Origin of the sequence: Hyphomicrobium album (genome assembly GCF_009708035.1) — a bacterium.
GTDB classification, from domain to species: Bacteria; Pseudomonadota; Alphaproteobacteria; order Rhizobiales; family Hyphomicrobiaceae; genus Hyphomicrobium_A; species Hyphomicrobium_A album.
The window spans coordinates 1,590,719-1,615,925 of sequence record NZ_WMBQ01000001.1; the positions used below are offsets into that span (position 1 = coordinate 1,590,719).

24 protein-coding genes and 1 other RNA gene are annotated in these 25,207 nt (G+C 64.2%); 11 read left to right on the plus strand and 14 right to left on the minus strand.

Annotation, left to right across the window (positions count from 1 at the left end; translation table 11 throughout):
* Window positions 1–440 precede the first annotated feature (440 nt).
* On the minus strand, window positions 441–743 hold the full coding sequence (locus GIW81_RS07700; protein ID WP_154738672.1) for a DUF4389 domain-containing protein: 303 nt from the start codon (window positions 741–743) through the stop codon (window positions 441–443).
* Window positions 744–1,034: 291 nt separating this feature from the next.
* Between GIW81_RS07700 and GIW81_RS07705 the strand changes: the two genes are divergently transcribed.
* The 3 genes from GIW81_RS07705 (at window position 1,035) to GIW81_RS07715 (ending at window position 3,307) form a co-directional block, all read left to right on the plus strand.
* Window positions 1,035–2,291, plus strand: coding sequence for a glyoxalase superfamily protein (locus GIW81_RS07705; RefSeq protein WP_154738673.1), 1,257 nt, complete (start codon window positions 1,035–1,037; stop codon window positions 2,289–2,291).
* 122 nt (window positions 2,292–2,413) lie between these two features.
* Window positions 2,414–2,854, plus strand: a complete 441-nt coding sequence (locus GIW81_RS07710; protein ID WP_154738674.1) for a YeeE/YedE family protein — start codon at window positions 2,414–2,416, stop codon at window positions 2,852–2,854.
* 3 nt (window positions 2,855–2,857) lie between these two features.
* Window positions 2,858–3,307 (plus strand): YeeE/YedE family protein, encoded by a 450-nt coding sequence (locus GIW81_RS07715; protein ID WP_154738675.1) that lies wholly within the window; start codon window positions 2,858–2,860, stop codon window positions 3,305–3,307.
* Here the strand turns inward: GIW81_RS07715 and GIW81_RS07720 are convergent.
* Together GIW81_RS07720 and GIW81_RS07725 are read right to left on the minus strand one after the other, a co-directional pair.
* Window positions 3,304–3,675: a VOC family protein gene (locus GIW81_RS07720; protein ID WP_154738676.1), complete on the minus strand. Its 372-nt coding sequence runs from the start codon at window positions 3,673–3,675 to the stop codon at window positions 3,304–3,306. The two genes, GIW81_RS07715 and GIW81_RS07720, sit on opposite strands and share 4 nt — an antisense overlap.
* Before the next feature lie 7 nt (window positions 3,676–3,682).
* On the minus strand, window positions 3,683–4,651 hold the full coding sequence (locus tag GIW81_RS07725) for a 2-hydroxyacid dehydrogenase (protein WP_154738677.1): 969 nt from the start codon (window positions 4,649–4,651) through the stop codon (window positions 3,683–3,685).
* Window positions 4,652–4,858: 207 nt separating this feature from the next.
* Here GIW81_RS07725 and GIW81_RS07730 point away from each other — a divergent pair, with 207 nt between their 5' ends.
* Window positions 4,859–5,224, plus strand: coding sequence for a hypothetical protein (locus GIW81_RS07730; protein ID WP_154738678.1), 366 nt, complete (start codon window positions 4,859–4,861; stop codon window positions 5,222–5,224).
* A gap of 74 nt (window positions 5,225–5,298) precedes the next feature.
* On the opposite strand, the gene GIW81_RS07735 is transcribed toward GIW81_RS07730, so the two are convergent.
* Window positions 5,299–8,004 carry a TonB-dependent receptor gene (locus GIW81_RS07735; RefSeq protein ID WP_154738679.1) on the minus strand — a complete coding sequence of 902 codons (2,706 nt, stop codon included), beginning with the start codon at window positions 8,002–8,004 and terminating at the stop codon, window positions 5,299–5,301.
* A gap of 338 nt (window positions 8,005–8,342) precedes the next feature.
* Window positions 8,343–10,793 carry a TonB-dependent receptor gene (locus tag GIW81_RS07740; protein ID WP_154738680.1) on the minus strand — a complete coding sequence of 817 codons (2,451 nt, stop codon included), beginning with the start codon at window positions 10,791–10,793 and terminating at the stop codon, window positions 8,343–8,345.
* 619 nt (window positions 10,794–11,412) lie between these two features.
* On the opposite strand from GIW81_RS07740, the gene GIW81_RS07745 reads away from it, so the two are divergent.
* The 6 genes from GIW81_RS07745 to GIW81_RS07770 all read left to right on the plus strand — a co-directional run bounded on the left by GIW81_RS07745 (window position 11,413) and on the right by GIW81_RS07770 (window position 16,742).
* Window positions 11,413–11,865, plus strand: a complete 453-nt coding sequence (locus tag GIW81_RS07745; RefSeq protein WP_154738681.1) for a hypothetical protein — start codon at window positions 11,413–11,415, stop codon at window positions 11,863–11,865.
* Window positions 11,866–11,925: 60 nt separating this feature from the next.
* Window positions 11,926–12,570, plus strand: coding sequence for a MotA/TolQ/ExbB proton channel family protein (locus GIW81_RS07750; protein WP_154739572.1), 645 nt, complete (start codon window positions 11,926–11,928; stop codon window positions 12,568–12,570).
* On the plus strand, window positions 12,570–13,025 hold the full coding sequence (locus GIW81_RS07755; RefSeq protein ID WP_154738682.1) for an ExbD/TolR family protein: 456 nt from the start codon (window positions 12,570–12,572) through the stop codon (window positions 13,023–13,025). The genes GIW81_RS07750 and GIW81_RS07755 overlap by 1 nt, the downstream gene beginning before the upstream one ends.
* Before the next feature lie 11 nt (window positions 13,026–13,036).
* A complete protein-coding gene (locus GIW81_RS07760) occupies window positions 13,037–13,744 on the plus strand; it encodes a TonB family protein (RefSeq protein ID WP_154738683.1) in 708 nt (235 codons plus the stop codon).
* Between the two features lie 182 nt (window positions 13,745–13,926).
* Complete coding sequence (locus GIW81_RS07765) at window positions 13,927–14,754, plus strand: sensor histidine kinase (protein ID WP_229309111.1); 828 nt, start codon at window positions 13,927–13,929, stop codon at window positions 14,752–14,754.
* Window positions 14,751–16,742: an ATP-binding protein gene (locus tag GIW81_RS07770; RefSeq protein ID WP_324614931.1), complete on the plus strand. Its 1,992-nt coding sequence runs from the start codon at window positions 14,751–14,753 to the stop codon at window positions 16,740–16,742. Before GIW81_RS07765 ends, GIW81_RS07770 begins: the two co-directional genes overlap by 4 nt.
* A gap of 13 nt (window positions 16,743–16,755) precedes the next feature.
* Here the strand turns inward: GIW81_RS07770 and pssA are convergent, their stop codons facing one another.
* The 9 genes from pssA to GIW81_RS07815 all read right to left on the minus strand — a co-directional run bounded on the left by pssA (window position 16,756) and on the right by GIW81_RS07815 (window position 24,490).
* Window positions 16,756–17,640, minus strand: coding sequence for a CDP-diacylglycerol--serine O-phosphatidyltransferase (pssA, locus tag GIW81_RS07775; protein WP_154739574.1), 885 nt, complete (start codon window positions 17,638–17,640; stop codon window positions 16,756–16,758).
* A gap of 56 nt (window positions 17,641–17,696) precedes the next feature.
* On the minus strand, window positions 17,697–18,410 hold the full coding sequence (locus GIW81_RS07780) for a phosphatidylserine decarboxylase (protein ID WP_324614932.1): 714 nt from the start codon (window positions 18,408–18,410) through the stop codon (window positions 17,697–17,699).
* Window positions 18,411–18,454: 44 nt separating this feature from the next.
* Complete coding sequence (locus tag GIW81_RS07785; RefSeq protein ID WP_154738686.1) at window positions 18,455–19,909, minus strand: Do family serine endopeptidase; 1,455 nt, start codon at window positions 19,907–19,909, stop codon at window positions 18,455–18,457.
* A gap of 130 nt (window positions 19,910–20,039) precedes the next feature.
* Window positions 20,040–20,225 (minus strand): DUF2065 domain-containing protein, encoded by a 186-nt coding sequence (locus tag GIW81_RS07790; protein ID WP_154738687.1) that lies wholly within the window; start codon window positions 20,223–20,225, stop codon window positions 20,040–20,042.
* A complete protein-coding gene (gene hflC / locus GIW81_RS07795; RefSeq protein ID WP_154738688.1) occupies window positions 20,222–21,124 on the minus strand; it encodes a protease modulator HflC in 903 nt (300 codons plus the stop codon). Before hflC ends, GIW81_RS07790 begins: the two co-directional genes overlap by 4 nt.
* Window positions 21,125–21,126: 2 nt before the next feature.
* Window positions 21,127–22,248, minus strand: a complete 1,122-nt coding sequence (gene hflK, locus GIW81_RS07800) for an FtsH protease activity modulator HflK (protein WP_154738689.1) — start codon at window positions 22,246–22,248, stop codon at window positions 21,127–21,129.
* Between the two features lie 219 nt (window positions 22,249–22,467).
* The gene (locus GIW81_RS07805) at window positions 22,468–22,971 is read right to left on the minus strand and encodes a dihydrofolate reductase (RefSeq protein WP_154738690.1); all 504 of its coding nucleotides are present in this window, start codon (window positions 22,969–22,971) and stop codon (window positions 22,468–22,470) included.
* Window positions 22,972–22,980: 9 nt separating this feature from the next.
* Window positions 22,981–23,775: a thymidylate synthase gene (locus tag GIW81_RS07810; RefSeq protein WP_154738691.1), complete on the minus strand. Its 795-nt coding sequence runs from the start codon at window positions 23,773–23,775 to the stop codon at window positions 22,981–22,983.
* A gap of 31 nt (window positions 23,776–23,806) precedes the next feature.
* Window positions 23,807–24,490 carry a CPBP family intramembrane glutamic endopeptidase gene (locus tag GIW81_RS07815; protein ID WP_154738692.1) on the minus strand — a complete coding sequence of 228 codons (684 nt, stop codon included), beginning with the start codon at window positions 24,488–24,490 and terminating at the stop codon, window positions 23,807–23,809.
* Window positions 24,491–24,784: 294 nt separating this feature from the next.
* Between GIW81_RS07815 and ssrA the strand changes: the two genes are divergently transcribed.
* Window positions 24,785–25,157: a transfer-messenger RNA gene (ssrA, locus tag GIW81_RS07820) on the plus strand.
* Window positions 25,158–25,207: the final 50 nt, after the last annotated feature.

The following is a 25,207-nucleotide window of genomic DNA, read 5'->3' on the forward strand; positions in this document are numbered from 1 at the left end:
AATGCAACCATCATGGACTGCATCTTCAGTCTCCTCCGACGGTCCACTTGAGCGCGCCAATCGCGCTCGCGAAAGCGACGTCGTTCACAGGGGGACTGAGATGGCCCCTCCCCCCCGCGATGCAAGTGGCCGGCATGATTTTTTTTGAGGGCGCGCTGCGCAAACAGCAAAGGGCGGATCGGCTCAGCCGATCCGCCCTTTCATTTGCCGAGCGTCTCGTGCGCGCGTGGCGTCAGCGGCTCGGCTTGTCGGCCTGCTGCGGACGGGGTGCCGGCTTGGCAAGCTCGCCGGGACGAGTCATCGCAGCCTGAAACGCAACCATCATCGACAACATCTGTTTGCTCCTCAATCATTGTCGAGCGCGACCACCGCGCTCATCGAGGGGCGGAGCAATAGTCGGTCGATGTGGTGCGCGCTGTTACACGCGCAACAGGGCGGCCTCAACTGGCCGGCGGCCAAGGCGCCCATGGGAACGGCTTCACATCGGTGGCGCCCGTCAGAAAGAGCGCCGTGTCAGCCAGCCAGCGGGCCAGCGACCGGCCGAAGTGCGTGAGCTGCACATTCGGCTCGCCGCTGAAAAGCAGCCACAGGAACTGCGCGATGGTCGTCACGCACAGCAGCATCTGGGCGACGCCGAATGCCAACACGAGCAGGAGCATGTAGAGGCCGCGCATCCAGATGGCGGTGTCGCCGAAACTGGACTTGCGTTGTTCTGTTGCGGGAACAGTCTGATCCGGTTCCATGTTCGCTGTCTCCGTCTAGAGCACCGGGGGAAGGTACCTTGCGGCGCCGCCAGCAAGCGCGCGGCGTCTGCCCCTGTCAAGCTTGGTTGGCCATTTGAGCCCGGATTGCTGGTAGCGCGAAAGTAACCGACGATTGACTAGCTCCCGCTGCGGCACACATAATTGCGCCCGGTCGAGAGGCGACCGACGGTCCGCGTAAAGGGTTGAACCCACCTCCATCTGCAAGAAAATGTTGCATCTTCTTTCTTGCCCGTGACGCGGACGCCGGGCGCTTCAGAAAGAAGGTGTCCGATGCCCAACAAGCTTCCGCCGCGTCCCGACCTTGCTTGGCTCAAGAAGGCCGCGAAAGAGCGTCTCGCCGGGCTCCGCAGCGGCGACCCTTCCGCAAAGCTCCATCAAGCTCAGCTCGACATTTCGAGAGAATACGGATTTGCAAGCTGGCGCGTGCTCAAGGAGCACGTCGACAGCGTCAGCCTCGATGGCCAAATCATAGCTGCCGCCGTAAGGGGCGACGCCCACGAGCTGGCTCGCCTGCTCGATGAGCACCCGCGCAAGCTATCGATCACCGGCGGCCAATGGGGCACTCCGCTGTCGCACCTCGCCGCCGAGAACGGCCATCTCGACTGCGTCGAGGTGTTGCTCGCGCACGGCACCGACGTCAATCTGCGCGACAAGCTCGACCAGGCGACTGCACTGCATTGGGCGGCACAGGGTGGCCATCTGCGCGTGGTGGAACGTCTACTGGGCGCCGGCGCCGACATCGACGGCGAAGGGGACGCTCACGAGGCAGGCGTGATCGGCTGGGCAACGATCTTCCAGCACGTGCGCCGCGAGGCCGCCGACTATTTGCTGGCGCGGGGCGCCAAGCCGACCGTCTTCTCGTCGATCGTTCTCGGACGCGCCGACCTCATCGAGCGCGTGTTCGACGCCGATGCAAGTTTGGTGTCGCGACGGATGAGCAGGTTTGAAAATAGCCGCACGCCGCTGCATTTCGCCGTCTTGAAGAACCAGCCGGAAATCGTGGCGCTCCTGTTGCGGCGCGGCGCCGACCCAAAGGCCAAGGACGATCGCGGATTGACGCCCCTCAATGACGCGACGGCGCGGACGGACCGGCGGATCGTCGAAGCGCTGCTCGGCGCAGGCGCCGAGCGCCAGGAGTTGAGCGACAATCGCTTCAGCGAGGCCATTCCCATCCTCAACGTGAAGAGCGTCCCCGCGTCGATTGCCTACTATGTCGAGAAGCTCGGGTTCCGCAAGGAATGGGACTGGGGAGCACCAGCGACCTTCGGCTGCGTCAGCCGCGACGGCGTGAAGCTATTCCTGTGCCAAGGCGGACAGGGCTCGCCAGGCACATGGGTCTCCATCTTCGTGCAGGATGTCGATTTGCTGTTCGACGAATACCGCACGCACGGGGCCACCATTCGTCAGCCGCCGACGAATTTCCCCTGGGGTCTGCGCGAGATGAATGTCGAAGATCTCGATGGGCACCGGCTGCGCATGGGAAGCGCCGCAACGGACAACGCAGATAGCGCTCCGCTCTGCGATTGATGATGATCCGCCGGCACGGTTGAAGTGAGGATCGTGCGCGGCCTATCCTTCCATTGGCGGGTCGCTATATGCGGTGGCCCGCCATCCTCGCGGCTGGCGCCGCGCCGCAAAGGTCGAGGTCCATGCCCGCTACGCCCTTCACACCCATTGAATCGCTGCTCGGCGGCGCGCTGATCGGTGCTGCGGCGGTGATTCTCATGCTGCTCCTCGGCCGCATCGCCGGCGTCAGCGGCATCCTCGGACGCCTCCTGCCGCCCTATGGCGAGCCGGGCGTCGGTGGCGCGGCAGCATTCATCGCCGGATTAGTTGCCGCGCCCGTCCTCTACACGGCGGCGACCGGCCTCGCCGTGCAGCAGACGGTGTCCGGCAACCTCCCCCTGCTCGCGGGTGCCGGCCTATTGGTCGGCTTCGGCGCCATTCTTGGCGGCGGCTGCACCAGCGGCCACGGCGTGTGCGGACTGTCGCGACTTTCGGCGCGCTCGCTGGTGGCGACGCTGACCTTCATGGCGACGGCGTTTCTCACCGTGCTCGTCGTCCGCCACGTACTGCCGGGAGCCGATTGAACCATGCGCATCCTCGTCAGCGCCATCGCCGGTCTGCTGTTCGGCCTCGGGCTCGTAGTCTCGGGGATGGCCGATCCGGCAAAGGTGCAGAACTTCCTGGACCCGTTCGGAGCCTGGGACCCGAGCCTCGCCTTCGTCATGCTGGGCGCTATCGTCGTGACATTCGCCGGGTATCGCCTCGCCTTCCGACGCGGCCGCCCGCTCCTCGCCGACACCCTGTCGCTGCCGTCCAAGACCGACATCGACGTGCGGCTTCTGCTCGGTGCCGGGTTGTTCGGCATTGGCTGGGGGCTGTCGGGGTTCTGCCCGGGGCCGGCAATCGTGTCGCTGCCACTGCTCGCCACCGGCACGCTGGTATTCGTACCGGCGATGCTCACGGGGATGCTGCTGGCCCGCGCACTGCAGAATCGGCCACGCGGCAGCGCAAAGCGTGCCGAGGCTGCAGGAAACTAGGCAGCGACGGCTCCGACGAGTTGGAACACGTTGCCTTCAGGATCGCGGCCATCGCACAACGGCCCCGAGGCGCCATAGGACTTTGTCTCACCCATCGGCACGCCGCGTTGCAGAAGCGCCTGGCGCTTGTCGGCGACCGGCGCATCAATGGCGAAAACCAGCTTGGCGTTGCTGTCGCCCGCAGGCGTCATGCCGCGATAGGCTGCGCCGACGCGGTGCAGCGCCAGCTCGACCGCACCGGCCCGCAGAACCGCCCACTCGCCCGCGATCTCCTCCACTGACACGAAGCCGAAGGCCTCGCGATAGAAGGCCGACAGCTTGTCAACGTCGTGCACGTAAAGGATCACGCGGGTGAGACGGACCGTCATCGGCGCCTCAGGCGAGCTTGAACGGCATGTCCTTGCCGGCGAAGAACGCGTCGATGTTGTCGAGCGCCTCAAAGCCCATCTGGTTGCGCGCCTCGATCGCCGCGGAGCCGAGGTGCGGGAACAGGAACGTGTTGGGCAGGTCGTAGTAGCCCTCGTTGATCTTGGGCTCGCCGGCGAACACATCGAGGCCGGCGTAGCCGAGGCGCCCCGCCTTCAGAGCCGCGATCATGTCCTCGTCCTTGACGAGGTCGCCGCGCGCCGTGTTCACGACGATGGCGCCCTGCGGCAGCTTCTCGATGACGTCCTTGTTGAAGAAGTAGCGCGTCTCCGGCGTCGACGGCGCGTTGATCGAGAAGAACTGCGAGATCTTGAGCAGGCTGTCGAGGCTGTCGTGGTAGGTGGCGTTGTACTTCGCCTCGACCTCGGGCTTGGCTCGATAGATGTCGTAGTAGTGGATCTCCATGTCGAAGCCGCGGGCGCGTTGCGCCAGCGCCTGGCCGATCTTGCCGAAGCCGTAGATGCCGAGCTTCTTGTTATCGAGCCGCTGGCCGACGAGCTGCAGCGGCTGCCAACCGGGCCAGGAGCGCGTGCGCATCATGTGCTCACCTTCGGAAGCGCGGCGCGCCGACCCGAGCAGCAGCAGCATGGCGATCTCGGCGGTGGCCACGGTAACGCCGTGCGGGGCGTTGCCGACCTTGATGCCGCGCTTCTTGCAGGCCTCGAGATCGATATGGTCGAAGCCGATCGAGAACGTCGAGATGCACTTGATGTTGTCGGGGACGCGCTCGATGACCGGCGCCGGGCACTTTTCGTTCAACGTCAACAGGATGGCGTCGACCGACTTGGCCGTCTCCAGCATCTCGTCGACGGTGATCTTGGGGTTGTCGCCATGCGCGATGACGTCGTAGGTGGCCCGGGCGCGAGCCATGACGGCCTCGGGAAGAGGCCAAGTGATGAGGATCTTCTTCTTGCTCATGGGTCGGTGTCCTTCCCCCGGGTCTGCGCATTGGCGGTGAAACTGGCCGCGATCCATGCCGCAATGGGGCGGCCCTGACAAGCGCGGCGACACGCCCGGCAACTCTTTATTCACCAAGCCCAGGGAAACTCGACCCTGCCCCGCGCGCGGTGGTCCGCCGCGGCATGCCGCCGCCGCAGCCCCTTTTTGCCGGTGATACGCGCCGCCATGCTGAGAGTTCTCGTCGTCGCGCTTGCCCTACTGGCGGGCGCTAAAATCTGGGCCCAGGACCGCCTGTACCGCGACGGTGCCCAGGACGCGCTCATCCTTGCCTATCGCGAGCGGGCGATTGCCGCCTGCCAGAGCGAACAGCTGTTCCGCGGCATCGGCGGTCCGCTATGGACGCGGCCAGCTTCCGTCGACGTGGTGATCGGCCGCTCCGGCGTCGACGTGCAGATCTGGCAGTTGCGCAACGCGCGCTGGCCCGCCCGCTTCAAGCACCCGCACGTCGTATTGACGCTCGGCGAGGGCGAGACGACTCCCGTCTGCGAGTACGATGTCATTGAGGGACGTGCCTACGTCGCGCAGATGTAGGACCGCCAATGCGCGACGGGCGCCCCGGTTGTCCGGAGCGCCCGCACGGGAGTGGCTGCGAGAACAGCCGTAGATCAGTAGTGGATTTTCATGCCGCCATAGGCCACGAGCGGCGGCGCTGGCGTAATGGTGCGCGGGTTGGTGAAGAAGTCGTCGCCCGTCGCCGGGTTTGCCTCGGAGGCTTCGTTCGCCGCTTCCAGATTGAAGAAGTTGCCGAACAGGCCGTACTGCGAGTTGAACAGGTTGTAGATTAGGCCGTAGAGCTGAACGTTCTCTGTCAGGTCGTAGAAGGTGTGCAGGTCGACCTTCGCGTAGCCGCTGAGCGGCGCGTTTAGGTTGGCTTCGTCGCCGTAGAAGAACTGGCTCGAGGCGGCGACGAGGTCGGCGCCGAATTTCCACTCCGGCGTGATGAGGTAGTCGAAGCCGGTCTTGAAGCGGCTGAGCGGCACGCCCGGTATCCGATCGCCGGAGTTGACCTGCAGACAGTTGGGTTCGTCGTCGGACGCTGGAGAGCCGGGTCCCTCTTCGCATTCGAACGCGAGAGGGTTGTCGGGTGAAGGCAGGATGAAGGCGCTCTGGAACGTGGCGTGGACGAGCGCATAGTTGGCGTAGAGCATCCAGCGCGCGTCAGTGTAACGGCCGCCGATTTCGATGCCCTGCCGCAGCGTGTCGCCGACGTTGTCGAAGTAGCCGCGTCCAGAGACCTCATCGGCAATCTGATAGATGTCGTCGGAGTTCAGGGCGCGGAACAGACCTGCGCTCCATTCGAAGCGCTCGCTGTTGTAGCCCTGCATCCTGCCGCGAAGCCCGAGCTCCCAGGTATGCGAGACGACCTGGTCGAGCGGCGGGTCGGCGGTGAGGAAGCTTTCGAGCAAGCACGGGAAGGCCGGATCCGAGCATGCGAGCTCAGCCGGTGTCGGCGCGCGGTTCGCCTCGGCATAGCCGGCGTAGAGCGTCAGGCCGGGATTCAGCAGGTACGTGGCGCCAACCATCGGGTTGAAGCGCTGGAAGGTGTTGTCGCCGTTGAGTTGGGGCTGGGTGCCAGTATCGTCCAGAATCTGCACTCGGGCGAAATTGTAGCGACCGCCGACGGTCAAGGCGAGGTCGCTCGTCAGGTCGACCGTGTCGGAAAAATAGACGCCGTAGTAGTCGTTGATCGTCGTCAGATCGCGCGGGGACACCTCGCTTGGCGCGACGAGGAGAATGCCGAGGCTGTTGACGACGAACTTCGGCTCGAATGAGCCTAGGGTCGACGTGGCGCCATAGGCGACGTTGCCGCGATCGTAGCTGGCGCCGATCAGGAACTGGTTCTTGTAGCCGGCAATGGAGTCCTTGTTCACGGCCTGGCCCGAGAAGCCGAAGCTGTTGGCGACCTGCGACGTCTGGTCGAGCGAGCCGAGCGGATCGGCGATGTCCTCGGGTATCGAGCCGTCGGCATTGACTCCCGGGCCGATGCCGAAAAGCTGATCGTCGTCCTCGCCTTCTAGGCAGAGCACGCCGGGGATACCGTTGCACTCCTCCGCCTCGGAGATGTTGCCGTCGACGTGCGACTGCTTGAACCAGCGGTAGTAGCCGACGCCCTGCAACGACCAGGTGGGCGACACCTCGATGTTGCCGTTGGCCGAGATCATCGCCACCTGGTTCTTGGTGGTCTGCGGCGACGTGAAGGTGTTTGCCCAGTTGAGATCGAGGAGCTGCTCGGGCGCCGCCGCCGTGACGCCGACGAAGTTCGCCGCACCGGTGAAGTTCAAATGGAACTCGGTGCCGTCGCCCCTGGCGCCGAGGTCCGTGTACATGCGGCGGATGCGCGAGGCCGAGAAGTCGCGATAGCCGTCGTCGTGGATGCCTTCGAGGGCCAGGAAGCCGCCCCACGATCCACTGTTGGCGCCAACCGCCAACCCACCCTGGTAGCGGCCGAACGAGCCGCCCATCACGTTGAGCTCGGCGCCCTGATAGTTGAAGCCGTCGCGCATCATGATGGTCAGCGCGCCGCCCAGGGCGTTGAGGCCGAACACCGGGTTGGCGCCGATGATGGTCATGCCGCTGATGGCGTTGTCGGGCAGGAAGTCGTAGTTGACGATATCGCCGAAGCTCTCGTTGATGCGCACGCCGTTCTGGTAGACGGCAAGGCCCTGCGGCACGCCGTTGACCGGCGATGATTCAAAACCGCGGTATTGCAGGTTGCGCTGGAACACGTTGCCCTGCGCGTCCTCGAGGATGACGCCGGGGACGGTCTGCTGCAGCACCTCCGGTGCATACGTGTAGCCGGTGCGGTTGAAGTCCTCGGCGCTGCCGCGGCCGACGGCGCCAGGGTATTTGCCAATCGGGATGGCGCTGCCTTCAACCGGCGACATCTGCACGCTGCCGCTGTCGATACCGCCCTCGCCCGGCTGATAGGTGGCAGGCGTGTCGAGCTGCGGCGGCGCCTCAGAGGGTGGTGCCGGGGCCGGCGCGACGGCCTGCTTCTTCGGAGCTTTTTTGGCGGCCGTCTTGGGGGCGGGTTGCGCCTTCTTTTGAATGATGTCGACGGGCGGCAATTGGGTCGCGGCGGGCGGTGCCGGAGTCGGAGCCGCAGCGTTCGGGGCTGCCGCACCCGGGGTGGTCGTGCCTGGCGTCGTGGTGCTGGGGGTCGTGGTGCTCGGGGTGGTCGCACCGCCGCCGGAAGGCGGGGTCTGCTGCGCCGGGGTGGTCGTTGGCGCCTGCTGAGCGCTGGCTGGACTACATAGCAAGGCCGCTACGCCCGCCGCCTGCACCAGCCGCCGCACTTGCCGACCCGCCATGTCGCCCCCTCAGAGCTCGAATGATCTTTCCGCCTTCACTCCCTCGCGACGCAACTGACTGGACTTGGGAAACTGCGTTATGCGCTTCCGGGAATTTTTCCCGATTTTTGCTTGATTTGGCGCGCGACTCACTTTGTCGCACCCAAAGAATTGGGTAGCGCGGCAATACCGCCGTCAAGCGCGACACGAGTCAGCAACTGTGTATCGTTGCGCAAAAGTTGCGCACTCGCCACGCACAGGTCCTGCACAACTCACTGACAGGAAGAAACGGCAAAGCCCTCCTCACGGGGGTGAGGAGGGCTTTGCCGTGGTCGTTGGTTGGTCCGGTCAGGTAGTGATCAGTAGCGCACCTTGACGCCGCCGTAGGCTGCGAAGGGCATCGAAGGTGAGAAGGTCCGCGGATCGGTGAAGCCTGCACCGCCAAGTGCCTTATCAACGTTGCTCACCTCGCCGGATTCAAAGTACGTGCCGTAGAGTCCGTACTTCTGGTCAAACAGATTCTTCACGAGACCGTAGAGCTGAATGTTTTTGGTCACGTCGTAGGACGTGTTCAAGTCGACCCGGGTATAGGCGTCGAGAAAGTCGCCACCACCGGCCTCGTTCGGGAAGTACGGCCTGTCGCCGGATACGATGACATCGGCCCCGACCTTCCACGCGGACGTGAGCGCATACTCGGCACCAACCTTGAAGAGGTGTCGAGGAATTCCCGGCAGCCGATCGCCGGCTACAAGGAACGCGCATTCACCGCTCGGGTCGTCACAGGTGTTGAGCGTTGCGTCTAAGAAAGCGTAGGACGCATAGCCGGTCCAATTGCGCGTTTCGTAGGTTGCCGACAACTCGAGGCCTTGGCGTAGCGTATCACCCGCATTGACGAAGAAGATGCGTTGGTTCTCCATGATGGGCAGGATGTCGTCGGAGGCAAGCGTACGGAACAGCCCGGCTGACCAGGTGTAGCGTCCGCCGTAGGAGGCACCTAGCCCCCGCAGGCCAAGCTCTGCCGTGCGCCCAACCACTTGTTTCAGCGGCGGGTCGTCCGTCAGAAAACTCTCGATGAGGCAGGGATTCTCTGGTTCTGCGCAACCGAGCTCTGCTGGCGTCGGAGCGCGGTTCGATTCCGAGTAACCGCCATACACCGAGATGCCAGGCAGCAGCTTGTAGTTGGCGCCGATCACGGGATTGAAGCGCTCATATGTGTTGGTGGCGTTGAGGTCAGGGAACTTCCCCGTCAAATCCGTTAATTGGATCGTCGCACGATTGTAGCGGCCTCCCACCGTGACAGTGAGTTCGTCGGTCACGTCCAGCGCATCAGAGAGATAAACACCCCAATAGGTGTTCTCGGCGTTGAGATTGCGTGGGGCGAGTTCATCGCCTTCATCCGGGTCGTGCTCTACGCCGCCGACGAACACGCCAGTGCCCGTAACAACGTACTTTGGCTGGATCACGCCCATCTCGCTGGACGTCTTATAGTTTGACTTACCTTGGTCGTAGGAAACACCGGCAAGAAACAGGTTCGATAGGCCGAACAGCTTGGCCTTCTCTTGCCCTTCCACCACGCCGCCCCAGCTTTCGCTGGTTGTCGCTAGACGCTCGATGGAGCCCAACCGATCGTCCGGGGCGATATCGGAATCGATGTCGTCGCCGTTGAGATCGAAGACATTTTCATCCTCGAGGCACAGTTCATCGTCATCCGGTGCTGGGCATGGTTCGATCTCGGTAACGTTGCCGTCGACAACGCGATTCTTGAAGCGGCGGTAGTAGCCCACGCCCGAGAGCGTCAGCGTGTCGGTCGCCTTCACCGAGGCCGACAACGACGGCATGTAGACTTCGACATCAGTCGTCTGCGGCGAGGTGAAGGTATTGCTCCAGCTACGCGCGAGCAACTCGACAGGTGCGGCTGCGGTGGCGCCGAAATGGTTGTCCGCCGCGGTCAGATTGAAATGAACTTCGGCGAACGTGCCCTTGAGGCCAATGTCGCCGTAGAACCGGCGCACTTCGCTTTCAGAGAAATCGCGATAGCCGTCGTCCTCGAACCACTCGCCGGCAACATAGACGCCGGCGTTGCCGAACGCTTCACCCGCCTGGATGCCGACCTGCTTGCGACCGAACGAACCGGCCATCAAGTCGACCTCCCCGCCCTGGTAGGAGAAGCCGTCCTTCATCAGGATGCTGATGGCGCCGCCGAGTGCGTTCAAGCCGAACGATGGGTTGTTGCTGACCACCGACATGGACGAGATGGCGTTGCTGGGGATCGCATCCCAGTTCACCACGTCGCCGAAGGCCTCATTGATGCGCACGCCGTTCTGGTAGATCGCGAGGCCCTGCGCGCGGCCGCTGACGGGCGACGCATCGAAGCCGCGGAACGACAGCTCACCGCGCAAAATGTTGCCGGCGGCGTCGGAAATGAAGGTACCTGGCACTTTCTGCACGAGCGTCTGCTGGATCGAGCCGGTGCCTTCATGCTCGATGTCGGTGTCGGTGACGTTGGTCACTGCGCTCGGCACAGTGATCGGTGCGGCGACCGGGATTGCGGTTGGCGCGCCGGTCGCGGTCTGCGTAGAGACGCCTGGCGGCGCGCTGCTGACGCTGCTGAGCGGAGACACTGCGGGCGCCTTTTTCTTGGCGCGCGCGGCCTTCTTTGCAGGCGTGTCCTGCACGACTTCGACTGCTGGCAGTTCCTCAACGCTGGAGGCGGCGGCGCCGCCTGCGTCCTGGGCGAGCGCCGGTCCAACGGCGAAGCTCGCAAATAGTACAAGACACAATACGGACGCAGACGCGGACGCAGTACGCATCACTCAACTCCCCCAGAGTACGCGAGGTGACTATTTCACCCGACTATTTTCCGGCTGGAGTTACCTCGAGCTGCCACCGCTCGCCCCTCCCCGCCGATCGTCGGCCGTCTGCAAGTTTTTCCCGTTGACCGGAATATTTTTCGCCGACGGACGTAATTAACTGCCGCTACAAAAATCCGGATGCCTCATTGCGGTCAAGGTTCGCGCGGCCCGTTACACTATAGCGATCTGGCGGTGTGACTTTTGCGCATCGAAATCGGGAATAATTCCCGAATGCTATGGGAGAACTTCCCGGACACGAAGGTGTGTTTTTCCGTGTTTGACAGGGCTCATCTGCGCGGTGTTACTTCGTTACCGACGCCGACCGATGGAAGAGTGGAAGACGCAGGTTTGCGCGGCAAGAAAAACAGAGCTGATCCGCGCGACAGTGCGCGAGACGCAGCCGAGGGAGGAGAACGTTCATGCGCGAGCCGCATGCACGCTAGCCAGCGATGATCGAGAACCACAGCGCCAAGGCACAATTCGCTTATGCCATTAAGCGCTTGATGGCACTGGCAAACTACGACGCCATATTGAGCTGCCGAGCTAGTCCATGACCTGGTTGCGACCCGTGAGTGCAATGAATCAAAAAACGATCTTCGCCGCCGTCGCGGCGTGCTGCTTCGTCGCTGCGTTTGCCCATGCACAAGACACGACCCCACCGGCGCAGCCGGAAAACAGCGGTGACGGTGTCAGCCTTGAGCTCAACAAGCTCGAGAAGTCCGACAAGGGCTGCCGCGCCTACGTTGTCGTCACCAATCCGACGTCCACCACCTACGACGCCTTCAAGCTCGACCTCGTGCTGTTCCAGACAGACGGTGTCATCGGCCGCCGCTTGGCGCTCGATCTGTCGCCGGTGCGCCCGGACAAGCGCTCCGTGAAGCTGTTCGATCTCGAAGGCACCCAATGCGACCAAATCGGCAGCTTCCTTGTCAATGACGTCATTGAGTGCCGGGCCGCCACTGGCCAGGCAGATGATTGCCTGGCGCGCCTCAAGGTTAAGTCGCTAACGAAGGCGCAATTCTCAAAGTAGGGTTCGACAGTGATTGTACTTGCCGCTGCTCCGCATGAGTTCTCGTTCTACAGCCTGCTCATGCAGGCTGACCCGGTCGTCAAAGGCGTGATGCTGGGCCTGGCTCTAGCCTCTATCGCCTGCTGGGCGATTATCTTCGAGAAAATGATCCGACTTTCGTCGCTTCGCCGGCAAGTGCGCCGGCTCGAGACAGTGGCTCGGAGCGGTGTCGTCAGCGAATCCTCCGAGCGCGGCCTCGTCAAGAAGCTGCTCCGCTCGGCCGAGGAAGAATTGAGTGACGGCGACTCGCGCGGCGAAGACCGAACCGCCGTGCGTGCCCGCATCGAGCGCGCCATGCGCGGTACGCTGAAAAGCGAGTTACAGGGCCAGGAGGCCGGGCTGCCCTTCCTCGCAACGATCGGCTCGTCGGCGCCGTTCATCGGGCTGTTCGCCACTGTATGGGGCATCATGAACAGCTTCACCGCCATCGGCATGCAACAGGATACGAGTCTCGCAACCGTGGCGCCCGGCATTGCCGAGGCGCTATTCGCCACCGCCCTCGGCCTCGCCGCCGCGATCCCGGCCGTCATGGCCTATAACGCCATCTCGGTCTCACTCGGGCGCTTGGCAGCGCGCGCCGGATCCTCGCTCGCACAGCTCGCAAAGTGGTTGTCGCGGCCGGCCTCCGAGACAGTCGTGCCGATGCGGGCTGGGAAGGGCATCTGATGGGCGCTTCCGTCAATCTCAACTCGGCCGACGACGGCGACGAGACCAACTATCGGCCCATGGCGGACATCAACATTACGCCGATGGTCGACGTCATGCTGGTGCTGTTGATCATCTTTATGGTCGCGGCGCCGCTCATGGTTGCCGGCGTCCCGGTCGAGCTACCGAAGACCACGGCTCCACGCGTCGGCCAATCCAAGAAGCCCATGGTCGTGACACTGACGCCCGACGGGCGAATGCAGATCCGTGACGAGTTCGTCAATCGCGCTACGCTGGTTCCACGGCTGCGCGATATCCGCGCCAGCGAGGGTGATTCCGTCGTGTACGTGCGCGGTGACACCAAAGCGGCCTACGGTGACGTGATGGACGTGCTGACCCTTGTCGGCGAGAGCGGGTACGCACGCGTCTCACTGCTCGCCAAGGCGCAGCCTAAGGCAGCGGCGGGACAACCGTAGTAGTCAGCGCGATGCAGATCCTTCGCCCCATAGCCGTACTGCTCTCAATCGCTGCGCATGCAGCCATTGGGCTCGCCTTCGTCACCTCAGAACCGGCGATGACCGCCTTCGACGAGGGTGAGGGTGCCGATGCGTTCAGCACCGAACTCACCATCTCCATCGAGGGCTCTTCCATGCTGGGCGGCACCGAGGAGGTCGTCGAGGCGATGGACATCGCGCCCGTGCAGGAGGCGATCAAGGCGGAGCCCGTCGAGACCAAGGAGCCAGAGCTCAAGGACATCATCACTGCAGCTGAGGCCCCGACCGAGGCGCCTATGGAAATCGAGAAAGCCGAGCCGATCGAGGAAGAGAAGCCCGTCGAAATGTCGGCGGTGGAAGTCGCGCCGACCGTCGCGGCCGAGCAGCAGAGCGTCGGTTCGAAGGCGAGCGGCGGCGACATCACCGCACGACGCGTCTACATGGGCGAAGTCGCCAAGAAACTGCACCGCAACAAGGTCAATCCCCGCTCTCAGCTGACTGGCACCGTGCTGCTGCGCTTTACCGTCGATCAACAGGGCGAGATAGTCTCGCGCACGATTCAGCAGAGCTCCGGCTCTAAGGTGCTCGATGAAGCGGCTATCGCCGCCCTCGAGCGCGCTGCCCCATTTCCGCCCTTGCCGAGCACGGTCGCCAGCGGCCCGCTCGAGATGCAGGTCCCCTTCCGCTTCCTCACCCGCTGACGGCCTCCTTAGACACGGCCGCGTGCCGCCCCGGCACGGGACTAAACGCTTTGTTCGTTTCATCTCCAGACGCCGGTTAACCGGACGTTATTTCCCGCTGACTAGGTTCCTCGCCCAGGACCACAGCAAATTCTTGGCGAATGTTCAGCGGCCCCCTCAACCACCAGAAGAGCGCCTCTCTGATGAACGAGTACGCATCGCTTTTGGGCGATGCGATCTTGCGTCATCGCGCGCGCGTGGCGGAGCACTCGGCACGCGTCGAGGCGGAGCTGGCGAGCAAGGTCAAATCCGAGTTCATCGCCAACATGAGCCATGAGCTGCGCACGCCGCTCAACGCCATCATCGGCTTTTCCAAGCTCCTCTCCGAGCAAGACCACCGCCGCCTGGCGCCGAGCGAGGTCGCCGACTACGCCAACCTCATCCACGACGCCGCCGGGCATCTCCTGGCCGTCATCAACAACATCCTCGATATCTCGAAAATTCAGAGCGGCAAGTGCGTGATGGACGCGCGCGAGGTGAACCTCGGCGAGGTGCTCAGGGCCTCCGCGTCGCAATTCCGACTCATGGCGCAGAACGCCGACGTGCTGCTCGACGAGCGCATCGATCGCAATCTGCCGCCGGTCAGCGGTGACAACGTTCGCCTGCGCCAGGTGTTCACCAATCTCATTTCCAACGCCCTGAAATTCACGACGAGCGGCGGCTCCGTGAGCGTGATGGCCGAGGCGCGACCGACGGCGGTCGTCGTCACGGTGCGCGACACGGGCGTCGGTATGACCGAGGACGAGATCGCGGTCGCTTTGACGCCATTCGGACAGGTCGACGCCAGCCACACGCGCTGGCGCGAAGGAACCGGCCTTGGGCTGCCCATCGCCCGCGCCCTCGTGCAGCTGCACAAGGGCGAACTGAAGATCAGCAGCGTGAAGGGTCAGGGCACGTCGGTGGAGGTCAGCATTCCGATCCTCCACGTCGATGCGGCACCCGGTACCACCTATCAGGAGCCTGCAGCGTGAGCGACGCAATGGAAATGCAGCTTGCCGTCCCGCAAACGGCGCGCGCTCCCGAGGTGACGGACCGGTCCATCGGCCGCATCGTGTCGGTGACCGGCTCGAAGGCCATCGTGCTGCTCGACGGCACCAAGGGTGGGCAGGTCCGCACGGCGGACCGCCCCGACATGGGCACACTCCTGGCGATCGACACGGAAAAGACCGTGGTGCTCGCCATCGTCTCGGCATTGAGCGTCCCGGTTCCCGCCCACCGCGACGACGATACGGAAATCTGGATCGCCGAGCTCGGCCTCGTCGGCGAGCTGTGGCGCGACAAAACCGGGCAGGCGACGATATTTGCGCGCGGCGTGACCGCTTACCCCTCGCTCGGCAACCGCGTGCGCGTCGCCTCCAAGGCGGAACTCGGAGCGGCATTTTGCGGCGAGCCGAGCCGCTCGGTGCGCGTCGGCTGCATCCGCCAGGACAGCACAATCCCCGCCATGATCCGGGTCGACGAGCTGCTCGGCAAGCACGTCGCCATCCTCGGCACGACCGGCACCGGCAAGTCGTGCACCACGGCACTTATCCTGCGCGCGATCCTGGAGCGCAATCCGAACGCGCATATCGTGCTGCTTGATCCGCACAACGAATACGCCACCGCCTTCAGCGAGTGGGCGGAGGTCATCAGCCCCCGCAACATGCAGCTTCCGTTCTGGCTGCTGAATTTCGAGGAGGTCGTGGAGGTTCTGATCTCCGACCCGAGCCGCAAGGCGGAGATCGAGATCCTGCAGGAGCTCATTCCCATCGCCAAGGCGCGCTACAGCGCCGGACGGGCGCGCGACAACCAGGCGATGCGCCGTTCCGTGATGCCCGAGCAGGCCCGCTTCACCGTCGATACGCCGGTGCCCTACCGCATCTCGGACCTGACCGGCCTCATCGACGAGCGCATGGGCAAGCTCGAGAACAAGAAGGACCTGTCGCCCTACCGGCAACTGCGGACGCGCATCGATTCCATCTCGCAGGACGGCCGCTACTCGTTCATGTTCGGCTCGCTCACAGTCTACGACGGCATGACGCAAGTGTTGAGCCGCATCTTCCGCGTGCCGGTCAACAACAAGCCGATCACCATCGTCGAGCTGACCGGCCTACCGACCGAGATCATCAACGTCGTCGTGTCGGTGCTGGCCCGTATGACCTTCGACTTCGCCCACTGGAGCGAGGGCAAGGTGCCGCTGACACTAGTCTGCGAAGAGGCGCATCGCTACGTGCCGGCCACCGACCACCTTGGCTTCGAGCCGTGCAAACGCGCGATCGCCAAGATCGCCAAGGAAGGCCGCAAGTACGGCGTCGCGCTGTGCATCGTCTCGCAGCGTCCGGCCGAGGTCGATCCGACCATCCTCTCCCAGTGCAACACCGTGTTCGCGCTGCGCATGTCGAATGACCGAGACCAGGCGATCGTCACCTCGGCAATCACCGACACCGGCTCTGGTCTCTTGGAATTCCTTCCGTCACTCGGGCAGCGCGAGGCGCTAGCCTTCGGCGACGGTGTTGCGCTACCGGTGCGCATCAAGTTCGACGAGCTGCCGCCCGATTGCTTGCCACGCTCGACGACGGCGCACTTCACCGAGCACTGGCAGCGTTCGGTGGGCGACGAAGGCTTCCTCGAGCAGGTGGTCGAGAAGTGGCGTTCATCCGACATCGGCGCCGGCGGCGAGCTCGCTGCACCCGCCTACATCGACGGCTATGTGCCCGAGTTGGCGACAGAACCTCCGCGCGCTGAATCGCGTCGGCACGACGTGCCGCCACCCGCCCGTCGCGAGCCTGGTCCGCCCGGGGGAGGCTACGGTACCGGGAGGCCGATGCATCAGCAGCCGACCCGCCCGGCGACGCTGCGTCGCGACAGCGCCGGTCCTGGCGCGCCTGCGCCCCAGCCGCAGGAGGCGGCGGCCGACGACGTGCCAGGCTCGGCTTTGAAGTCGCTGCGCGATCGCCTCATCCAGCGCCAGCAGCGCTGAAGACACCACCTCGTCAGCGCGGCGGCTCATTCCCGCGGATAGCGACGACGCGGCGCGGCGCTGACGGATTCTCCTCGGCGGGCGCCGGGACCGGGGTCGCCGCTAGCATCTGCGAATAGCGCCGCCAGCTGATCGGGATGGTCGCGAGGTAGACGAGGCAGGCGCCTGTCAGCGTGCCGAACGGATAGGTGACGAGCAGCGCCACGAAACCGATCGCGAACATGAACATCGGCAGCACGTACTCGCGCGAGATGCGCTCGCCCAGCAACTTGCCTGAGAACGTCGGGATCGTCGACACCATCAGGAAGGCGATGGCCAGCGTGTAGATCAGCACGAGATCCAGCATCAGCGGCGTCGAACGTATCGCGCCGAAGCCGACGTGCTCGATGTAGACGGGCAGCAGCACGACGATCGCCGCCGCGGGGGTTGGCATACCGCTGAAATAGGCGGTCTGCCATTTTGGCTTGTCGTCATCGAGCGCCACGTTGAAGCGTGCGAGGCGCAACGCCGAAGCGAGCGCGAAGATCATCACGCAGATCCAGCCGAGGCTCTTCAAGTCGCCAAGCCCCCATGTAAAGATCAGGAAGGCCGGCGCCACGCCGAAATTCACGAAGTCGGCGAGGCTGTCGAGCTCGGCTCCGAAGCGTGACGAGGCCTTGAGGAGGCGCGCCACGCGTCCGTCAATGCCATCCAGCATCGCCGCGAATACAATGGCCGCCAGCGCCAGCTCGTAGCGGCCTTCGATCGACATGCGGATGGAGGTCAGCCCGGCGCAAAGCCCGAGCAGCGTGAAGAAGTTCGGTACCAGCATGCGGACCGGCACGCGCTGATGATGGAACATGGGCGACCGTCGCCTGCGGCGCGTCTCGCGTTCCAGTCTGGGCAGGATCGGATCCATGCCAAAACCTTTCTTCTCGCGATACCCGATGCGCCAGTGCCGCACCTTGACCATTGTCAGCTCCGCCGCGCCACACGCTCCGGCTCTGCCGACTGCAGATCCGCCAGCACCGTCTCGCCCGCCGTCGCCGTCTGCCCGACGGAGACGAGCGCGTGCTTGCCCACCGGCAGGTAGACATCGACACGCGAGCCGAAGCGGATGAGACCCAGCCGCTCGCCGACGCCGACACTATCACCTTCGTGCAGGAACGGCACGATGCGGCGGGCCACCAGGCCAGCAATCTGCACCACGCCGATCTCCGTACCGTCGGTTTTCTGGATGATCATGACGCGACGCTCGTTCTCGTCGCTGGCCTTATCGTCGGCAGCGTTAAGAAATGACCCGGGAACGTATATCGAGCGGACGATACGGCCCGACACGGGTGCCCGGGTGATGTGGACGTCGAGTACGCTGAGGAAGGTGGAGATGCGCACCCGCTGCTCCGAGCCCAATCCCATCTCGGTCGGCGGCTGCACGGTCTCGATGGCGGCGATGCGACCGTCGGCCGGGGCGATGATCAGCCCCTCGCGCTGCGGCGTGACGCGGTCGGGATCGCGGAAGAAGTAGGCAATGTAGAGTGCCGCGACCACGCACACCCACGCGAGCGGCGGCCAGACGAGAAAGAAGATCAGCGCCAAGCCGGCGGCGATGGCGATGAACTTGTGGCCGTCGCGGTTCACCGGCGCGAGACTGTCGATGATGGTATCGATGATGCCGTGACGGTTCGACACGTGCAGCTCCTTCAAGCTTCAATCGGGTGCAGCGCCCGCGGCGCCTATTCCACTGGGACCGAGACGAACCGGTGGCCGCCCTTGGCGTCCTCCACCTCGAGCATCATCGACTTACGGCTGCTCTTCTTGATCGCATCGATGCGACGCGCAACGTCCTGCGGACCGGCAACCGGCTCGTTTGCCGCCTGCACGATGACGTCACCTGGCTTGATGCTGGCGGCAGCCGGGCTTTTCGGGTCGACCCCGTCAACGATTGCGCCTTTGACGCCGGCATCGAGGCCATACTTGCTGCGCAGCGCCTCGGTAAGGGGGGAGAGCTTGAGTCCCAGCACCTCAGCTCCGCCGGGGGCAGGCTTGTCGTCGCCCCCGAGCGTCTTCTCCTCGTCGTCCGTCAAACGGCCGACCGTCACCTGCAGCGTCTTGCGCTCACCCTTACGCAGCACCTCGACCGGTACCGTCTTGTCGATGGGGGCGCGCGCGACGAGCCGCGGCAGGCTGCGCATGCTGTTCACGTCCTCGCCATCGAAGCGCATGATGACGTCGCCCGCGTTGACGCCGCCCTTGGCCGCAGGACCGTCGGGCGTTATTGCCGCGACGAGCGCGCCGCTGCTCTCGGGGATGCCCAGCGCGGTGGCTATCTCCTCGGAAACCGACTGGATCTTCACGCCGAGCCAGCCGCGCCGCACCTCGTGATACTGGCGCAGCTGCTGCACGACGGGCGCGACCGTGTCGGCGGGTACGGCAAAGCCGATGCCGATCGAGCCACCGGTTGGCGAGATGATCGCGGTGTTCACGCCGACCACTTCGCCATCCATGTTGAACAGCGGGCCGCCGGAGTTACCCTTGTTGATCGAGGCGTCGGTCTGCAGGTAGTCGTCGTAGGGACCGGAATTGATGTTGCGCGCCTTGGCCGAGATGATGCCGAGAGTCACGCTGCCGCCGAGGCCGAACGGGTTGCCGATCGCCATCACCCAGTCACCGACCCGGATCGCCGCGGACGAGCCGAACCTGACCGCCTTGAGCGGCGTCTTGGGCGTGACCTTGAGAATGGCGATGTCGGTCTTGGTGTCCTTGCCGAGCAGCTCGGCCTTGAGCTTCGAGCCGTCGTGCAGATTGATCTGAATCTCCTCAGCCCCATCGATCACGTGGTTGTTGGTGACGATGATGCCCTCCTTGCCGTCGACGATGAAGCCGGAGCCGAGCGAGGAGACCATGCGGTCGGGGGCGGAGCGACCGTTCTTGTTGTCGAAGAACTCGTCGAAATACTCGTGGTAGGGCGAGCCCTTGGGCACGCTCGGCAGCGGCAACCCCTGCGGCCCCTTGATCGCCTGGCTGGTCGAGATGTTGACGACAGCCTCGATCAGCCCTTCTGCGACAGGGGCCACTGATTGAGGGCCGCGCGTCTGGGCGAAGCTTGGCAGCGCGCCGCCGATGCTGGCGCACAGCGCAGCAAGCATCAGCGTTCCGAGCGCCCGACCGCGCGCCTCCGTCACTTGCATGGATCTCTTCTCCTGCCGGGCATCGCCGGCCCACACCCGCACGCGTCGTCTCTGCCCGCGAGTTGATACTGGGCGGTCGCGGCAAGTGGATGGCAAGCCGCGGCGCCTGTCAACGCGGCGGGGAAACGCTTCAACCGCGTATCAGCCAGACGAGGCCGAGCCCCACCAGCACCGAGCTCCAGCCGGCGATCCGCAGGCTGCTTTGCGGCACGGAAGCGGCGGCTTCGAGGAGCCGTGCGGCAAGATTGGGAACGAGGGCCCACAGGAGACCCTCGATCACCAGGACGAGGCCTAGACCGACGACGAGATCGCTCATTGCCGCGGCGGTTGCGGCGCCGGCGTTGCCGGTGCCTTTCCGTGCGGATCAGTGAAGTATTTGAAGAAGTCGCTGTCGGGCGAGATCAGCAGCCGCGTGTCCTCCGACTTGAGGCCATTCTCATAGGCCTGCATCGAACGGTAGAACTCGAAGAATTCCTGATCCTTGGTGTAGGCCTCGGCGTAAATGCGGTTGCGCTCGCCGTCGCCGGCGCCGCGTAGCTCCTCGCCCTTACGGGTGGCCTCAGCGCGGATGACGGTTGCCTCGCGGTCGGCGGTTGCTTTGATCCGGTTGGCCTCGGCGGTGCCCTGGGCACGGAACTCGGCGGCCTCGCGCTGACGCTCGGCGCGCATGCGGTCGAAGACGCTCTTGGAGTTCTGCTCAGGCAAGTCGGCGCGCTTTATGCGAACATCGACGACTTCCAGGCCGAAGTCGTTGCCTTCCTTGTTCACCTGCTTGGCGATGCGCTTCATCAGGTCCTCGCGCTTGTCGCGCACGACGTCCTGGAAGGTAGCGGCGCCCAGCACACGGCGCATGGCGGAATCTATGATCGGCCCGAGGCGCGAGCGCACGCCCTCTTCATATCGCAGCGTCTGGTAGAACTTCAGCGGATCGACGATCCGATAGCGCGCGAAGCTGTCGACCACGAGACGCTTCTGGTCGGAGGCAGTCACCTCCTGCGGCTGGCTGTCGAGATCCAGGATGCGCTTGTCGTAGATCTCGACGCTATCGACCAGCGGAACCTTCCAGTTGAGGCCTGGCGTGTTGACGACGCGCTTGGGCTCGCCGAAGCGGAGCACGAGCGCCTGCTCGTTCTGATGCACGATGAAGGCCGAGGCGTAGATCGCGATGGCGGCGAGGCCGACGCAGATGATGAGCAGTGCGAGGAACGCGCGCATGATCAGTTGCCCTCCTCGGTGGTCGCGGCCGGCGCTCGGGGTTGCAGCCTATCGAGCGGCAGATACGGCACGACGCCAGAACCGCCCTTGCTGTCGAGGATGATCTTGTCGGTGCCGCCAAGCACCTTTTCCATTGTCTCTAGGAACATGCGACGGCGTGTGACCTCTGGAGCGTTCTTGTACTGATCGTAGACCTGCAGAAAGCGCGACGTCTGACCGGTGGCGTCGTTCACGACCTGCTGCTTGTAGCCTTCTGCACCTTGTAGAATGCGATCGGCCTGGCCGCGCGCCTCCGGCACGACCTTGTTGAAGTAGGCATAGGCCTCGTTCTGCAGACGCTCCTTGTCGGCGCGGGCGGCCTGAACGTCGCGGAACGCATCGATGACCTCACCCGGAGGGTCGACCTTCTGCAGCTGCACCTGGTCGACCTGAATACCGGCGCCGTAGCTGTCGAGCGTCCTCTGCATCAATGCCTGCACGGCTTCCTCGGTCTTCTGTCGCTCCTGCGTCAGGATCGGCTGGATGTTGGACTGGCCGACGACCTCGCGCATGGCGCTCTCGGCCACTTCCTTCACGGTGGTGTCCGGGTTCTGAATGTTGAAGAGGTACTTCTCGGCGTCCTGGATCCGCCAGAAGACGACGAAGTCGATGTCGACGATGTTCTCGTCGCCCGTGAGCATCAGGCTCTCGGCGCGCTCGTCGCGCACGCCGGCATTGAGGCGGCCGGCGGTCGAGCGCACGCCCACCTCAATGATGTTCTGGCGCGTGACCTTCGGTAGCCGGACCTCGTCTATCGGATAGGGCAGGCGGAAGTGGAGGCCAGGCGGATACTTCTCGACGAACTTGCCGAAGCGCATGACGACGCCGAGCTCATCCGGATTGACGCGGAAGGTGAACGCCTGCCACGCGATCACCGCGCAGGCGATGACGGCGACGAGGAACAGGAGAGGGCCGGGGATGCCGCCGCCGTGCATGACCTGTTTCACCTTGTCCTGACCGCGCTTCAGCATTTCCTCCAGATCCGGCGGCTGTCCACCGCCGCTCGGCCCCTGCCCCCACGGACCTCCGCCGTTGCCGCCGCCGCTTTTCCAGCCGCCGCCGCCACTCTGATTATTCCAGGGCATTATAGAGGTCCTTCAATCCTTTAGGGGGTAGCGCCATCTCTGCGGCCGCAGGGTTCGGCCGCCAGGTCCCATCCCTTATTCTCGGCGGGAAGGTTGGCGTCTCGCTTATAGGACAGGCTGTCCCTGCAGCGCAAACACGCTCGTTAGATTTGGTGGCTGGGTCGCACCTTCAAGCGGCGGCGAGCCGAAGTACCGGCAAACCTTTACCTTGCTGACCGATCAGCGGCGTCGCAGCTCGATCAATGTTGCCGAGAAATCGTCGTTCGGGCCGCGCGGCAGCGCCTCGCGCGCCGCCTCCTGCCATTCACCCCAATCGATTGTCGGAAAGTGCGCGTCGCCTGGGGGGCTGCCGTGGACCTCCGTCTTGTAGATACGGTCGGCGATGGGCAGCGCTGCGGCGAACACCGATGTGCCGCCAATGACGGCGATCTCGTCGACACCACGTTTATTCGCACAATCACGCGCGATGGCGAGCGCGGTGTCGAAGTCGCTGGCGATGATGGCGCCGTCTGGCTTGTAGCCGGCGCTGCGGGACACGACGATGTTGTCGCGCCCGTCGAGCGGCTTCTTCAGCGACTGGAACGTGCGCCGCCCCATGATCAGCGGCTTGCCCATGGTGAGGCGACGGAACGTCTTGAGATCGGACGAGATATGCCACGGCAGCGTTCCGTCGCGGCCGATGACGCCGTTGTCGGCAACCGCCACGACGAGGGAGATGATCATGCGCGCTGCCTAGACCGCGATGGGCGCGGCGATGTGCGGGTGGGGATCGTAGCCGACCAGCTTGAAGTCGTCGTACTTGAACTTGAAGATCGACGTGACGGCCGGATTGATTTCCATGCGCGGCAGCGCCCGCGGCTTGCGGAGCAGCTGCTCATCGGCCTGGTCCAGGTGATTGAGATAGAGGTGCGCGTCGCCGAAGGTGTGCACGAATTCCCCGGGTTTGAGGCCCGTCACCTGCGCCATCATCAGCGTCAGTAAGGCGTAGGAGGCGATGTTGAACGGTACGCCGATGAACACGTCAGCCGAGCGCTGATAGAGCTGGCAGGAGAGACGGCCATCGGCGACGTAGAACTGGAACAGGCAATGGCACGGCGCCAGCGCCATGTCGGGAATGTCGGCCGGGTTCCAGGCCGACACGATCATGCGGCGGCTGTCGGGATTGGTCTTGAGCGTCTCGATGACCTCGGTGATCTGGTCTATGGACCGGCCGTCGGGTGTCGCCCACGACCGCCACTGCTTGCCGTAGACCGGACCGAGGTTGCCGTCCTCGTCCGCCCACTCGTCCCAGATGGTGACGCCATTTGCCTTCAAGTAGGCAGTGCTGGTCTCGCCGGCGAGGAACCAAATCAGTTCGTGGACGATCGACTTCAGGTGCAGCTTCTTGGTCGTCACCAGCGGAAAGCCGTCGGCGAGGTCGAAGCGCATCTGGTGGCCGAAAACGGACAGCGTCCCGGTGCCGGTGCGATCCGTCTTCCGGACACCTTCATCGCGCACGCGGCGCATCAGATCGAGATACTGCTGCATGGTCTGAATATAGGGCGATTCCGCCGACCCTCTAAGTCGGCGGCACCGGTACCGGCGGCAGCGTGATGAAATACAGCGCCACACCGATCGCCGTGTTGTAGACGGCGTGGCAGAAAATCGTCACCCACACGCTCCCCGTGCGCACCAGCAGCCACGAGAAATAGAGGCCGATCGCCAGCACCTCTATGAGCCCGAAGACTGAATAGCCGTGAATGACTGTCCACAGCGCAGAGGTTATGCCGGCCGCGCCCCATAGACCCAGCCGCGATTTGGCCAACCCGGAGAAGAGGAAACCGCGAAACAACAGCTCCTCCGACAGGGGGGCGCCGATGCCAATTGCGAGCAGCGCCAGAACCGGCTCCTTCTGGATCAAATCGCCGATAAGGCGCAGGTCGCCCACCACGACCTCTGGTTTCCACGTGGCCACCAGCGCCGTCCACGCGCCGGTGACAACGAATAGCGGGATCAGAGCGAGGAAGGCCACTTTCCATCCCCCGCGAGGTGGTCGCAGCGCGAGCATCTCGGAGCGATTGGATGAGTAAAATCCGGCAGCTCCCCAAGTGAGCAGGATCAGCGGAATTTGACCCGCAAGGAGTCCGACCGCGAGAGGTAGAGGCGACATCAAAGCCGTCTCCAAGCCGGTCTCGGCCTGGCCGCTGAGGAACACCACAGCCAGTGAGGCACCAATGCTGATGGCGATGGAGAGGAGCCCCATCACCACGGCCCCCGGAAGCACCGCCCACGCGGGCCAGCCAGTGCGCGGGACGTAAGCTGGAGTTGCCTCGCCCGCGCTGGCTTCTATCGCTGGAACTGTCAGTTTCGGCTCCCACTTCCGGCCCCGCAGTCAAGCGCGCGGCACTCCCATGCTTGCGCTATAGCACGACCGCGGCGACACGCATCTGGTCGTTCATGCCGCGCCGCAAAGCCGTGTGCGACAGGCTCGGGCATGCTTACCGAATGCTTGGTGCGGAGTGCGTTGCGGGAGGCCTGCACATGTCCCGGGAGGAGCAGGCTTTTTTTCCGCCGCATCTGCCTCTATATTGAGCGGGCCGGATTCGTCCGGCTATGGCGATAAACGCGGTCGTAATAAGCCGATCGGACCCGGGGGCAGTACCCGGCGCCTCCACCACATGCCCGTGTAGCGCACAGCTCGGCGCGGGCATCTGATGGGGGCGAACTAGGATCGACGAAGGTGTAAAGGGCTTAGCTTTCGCTCGGCATGGTTCCGCCGTCATCGGGCCATTCAGAATAGTTGCCAATGACAACTATGCTGAGGCTGCTCTCGCTGCGTAATGCAGTGCGATTAGCCTGAACTTGAAGCCCTTACCCTTAGCCGGGTAAGGCGCGGTCCGGAGGGCACCGGGCAACAGAAGCCCTCCAATTATTCTCTCGAGCCACCGACGGGGTGCTAGAGGGACGACCGGGGACCAAT

Bases quoted from the DNA above. Each gene is read 5' to 3' on its own strand.
- GIW81_RS07700 (WP_154738672.1), bottom strand. From the start codon at position 743: ATGGAACCGGATCAGACTGTTCCCGCAACAGAACAACGCAAGTCCAGT.
- GIW81_RS07705 (WP_154738673.1), top strand. From the start codon at position 1,035: ATGCCCAACAAGCTTCCGCCGCGTCCCGACCTTGCTTGGCTCAAGAAG.
- GIW81_RS07710 (WP_154738674.1), top strand. From the start codon at position 2,414: ATGCCCGCTACGCCCTTCACACCCATTGAATCGCTGCTCGGCGGCGCG.
- GIW81_RS07715 (WP_154738675.1), top strand. From the start codon at position 2,858: ATGCGCATCCTCGTCAGCGCCATCGCCGGTCTGCTGTTCGGCCTCGGG.
- GIW81_RS07720 (WP_154738676.1), bottom strand. From the start codon at position 3,675: ATGACGGTCCGTCTCACCCGCGTGATCCTTTACGTGCACGACGTTGAC.
- GIW81_RS07725 (WP_154738677.1), bottom strand. From the start codon at position 4,651: ATGAGCAAGAAGAAGATCCTCATCACTTGGCCTCTTCCCGAGGCCGTC.
- GIW81_RS07730 (WP_154738678.1), top strand. From the start codon at position 4,859: ATGCTGAGAGTTCTCGTCGTCGCGCTTGCCCTACTGGCGGGCGCTAAA.
- GIW81_RS07735 (WP_154738679.1), bottom strand. From the start codon at position 8,004: ATGGCGGGTCGGCAAGTGCGGCGGCTGGTGCAGGCGGCGGGCGTAGCG.
- GIW81_RS07740 (WP_154738680.1), bottom strand. From the start codon at position 10,793: ATGCGTACTGCGTCCGCGTCTGCGTCCGTATTGTGTCTTGTACTATTT.
- GIW81_RS07745 (WP_154738681.1), top strand. From the start codon at position 11,413: ATGAATCAAAAAACGATCTTCGCCGCCGTCGCGGCGTGCTGCTTCGTC.
- GIW81_RS07750 (WP_154739572.1), top strand. From the start codon at position 11,926: ATGCAGGCTGACCCGGTCGTCAAAGGCGTGATGCTGGGCCTGGCTCTA.
- GIW81_RS07755 (WP_154738682.1), top strand. From the start codon at position 12,570: ATGGGCGCTTCCGTCAATCTCAACTCGGCCGACGACGGCGACGAGACC.
- GIW81_RS07760 (WP_154738683.1), top strand. From the start codon at position 13,037: ATGCAGATCCTTCGCCCCATAGCCGTACTGCTCTCAATCGCTGCGCAT.
- GIW81_RS07765 (WP_229309111.1), top strand. From the start codon at position 13,927: ATGAACGAGTACGCATCGCTTTTGGGCGATGCGATCTTGCGTCATCGC.
- pssA (WP_154739574.1), bottom strand. From the start codon at position 17,640: ATGGATCCGATCCTGCCCAGACTGGAACGCGAGACGCGCCGCAGGCGA.
- GIW81_RS07785 (WP_154738686.1), bottom strand. From the start codon at position 19,909: ATGCAAGTGACGGAGGCGCGCGGTCGGGCGCTCGGAACGCTGATGCTT.
- GIW81_RS07790 (WP_154738687.1), bottom strand. From the start codon at position 20,225: ATGAGCGATCTCGTCGTCGGTCTAGGCCTCGTCCTGGTGATCGAGGGT.
- hflC (WP_154738688.1), bottom strand. From the start codon at position 21,124: ATGCGCGCGTTCCTCGCACTGCTCATCATCTGCGTCGGCCTCGCCGCC.
- hflK (WP_154738689.1), bottom strand. From the start codon at position 22,248: ATGCCCTGGAATAATCAGAGTGGCGGCGGCGGCTGGAAAAGCGGCGGC.
- GIW81_RS07805 (WP_154738690.1), bottom strand. From the start codon at position 22,971: ATGATCATCTCCCTCGTCGTGGCGGTTGCCGACAACGGCGTCATCGGC.
- GIW81_RS07810 (WP_154738691.1), bottom strand. From the start codon at position 23,775: ATGCAGCAGTATCTCGATCTGATGCGCCGCGTGCGCGATGAAGGTGTC.
- GIW81_RS07815 (WP_154738692.1), bottom strand. From the start codon at position 24,490: ATGGGGCTCCTCTCCATCGCCATCAGCATTGGTGCCTCACTGGCTGTG.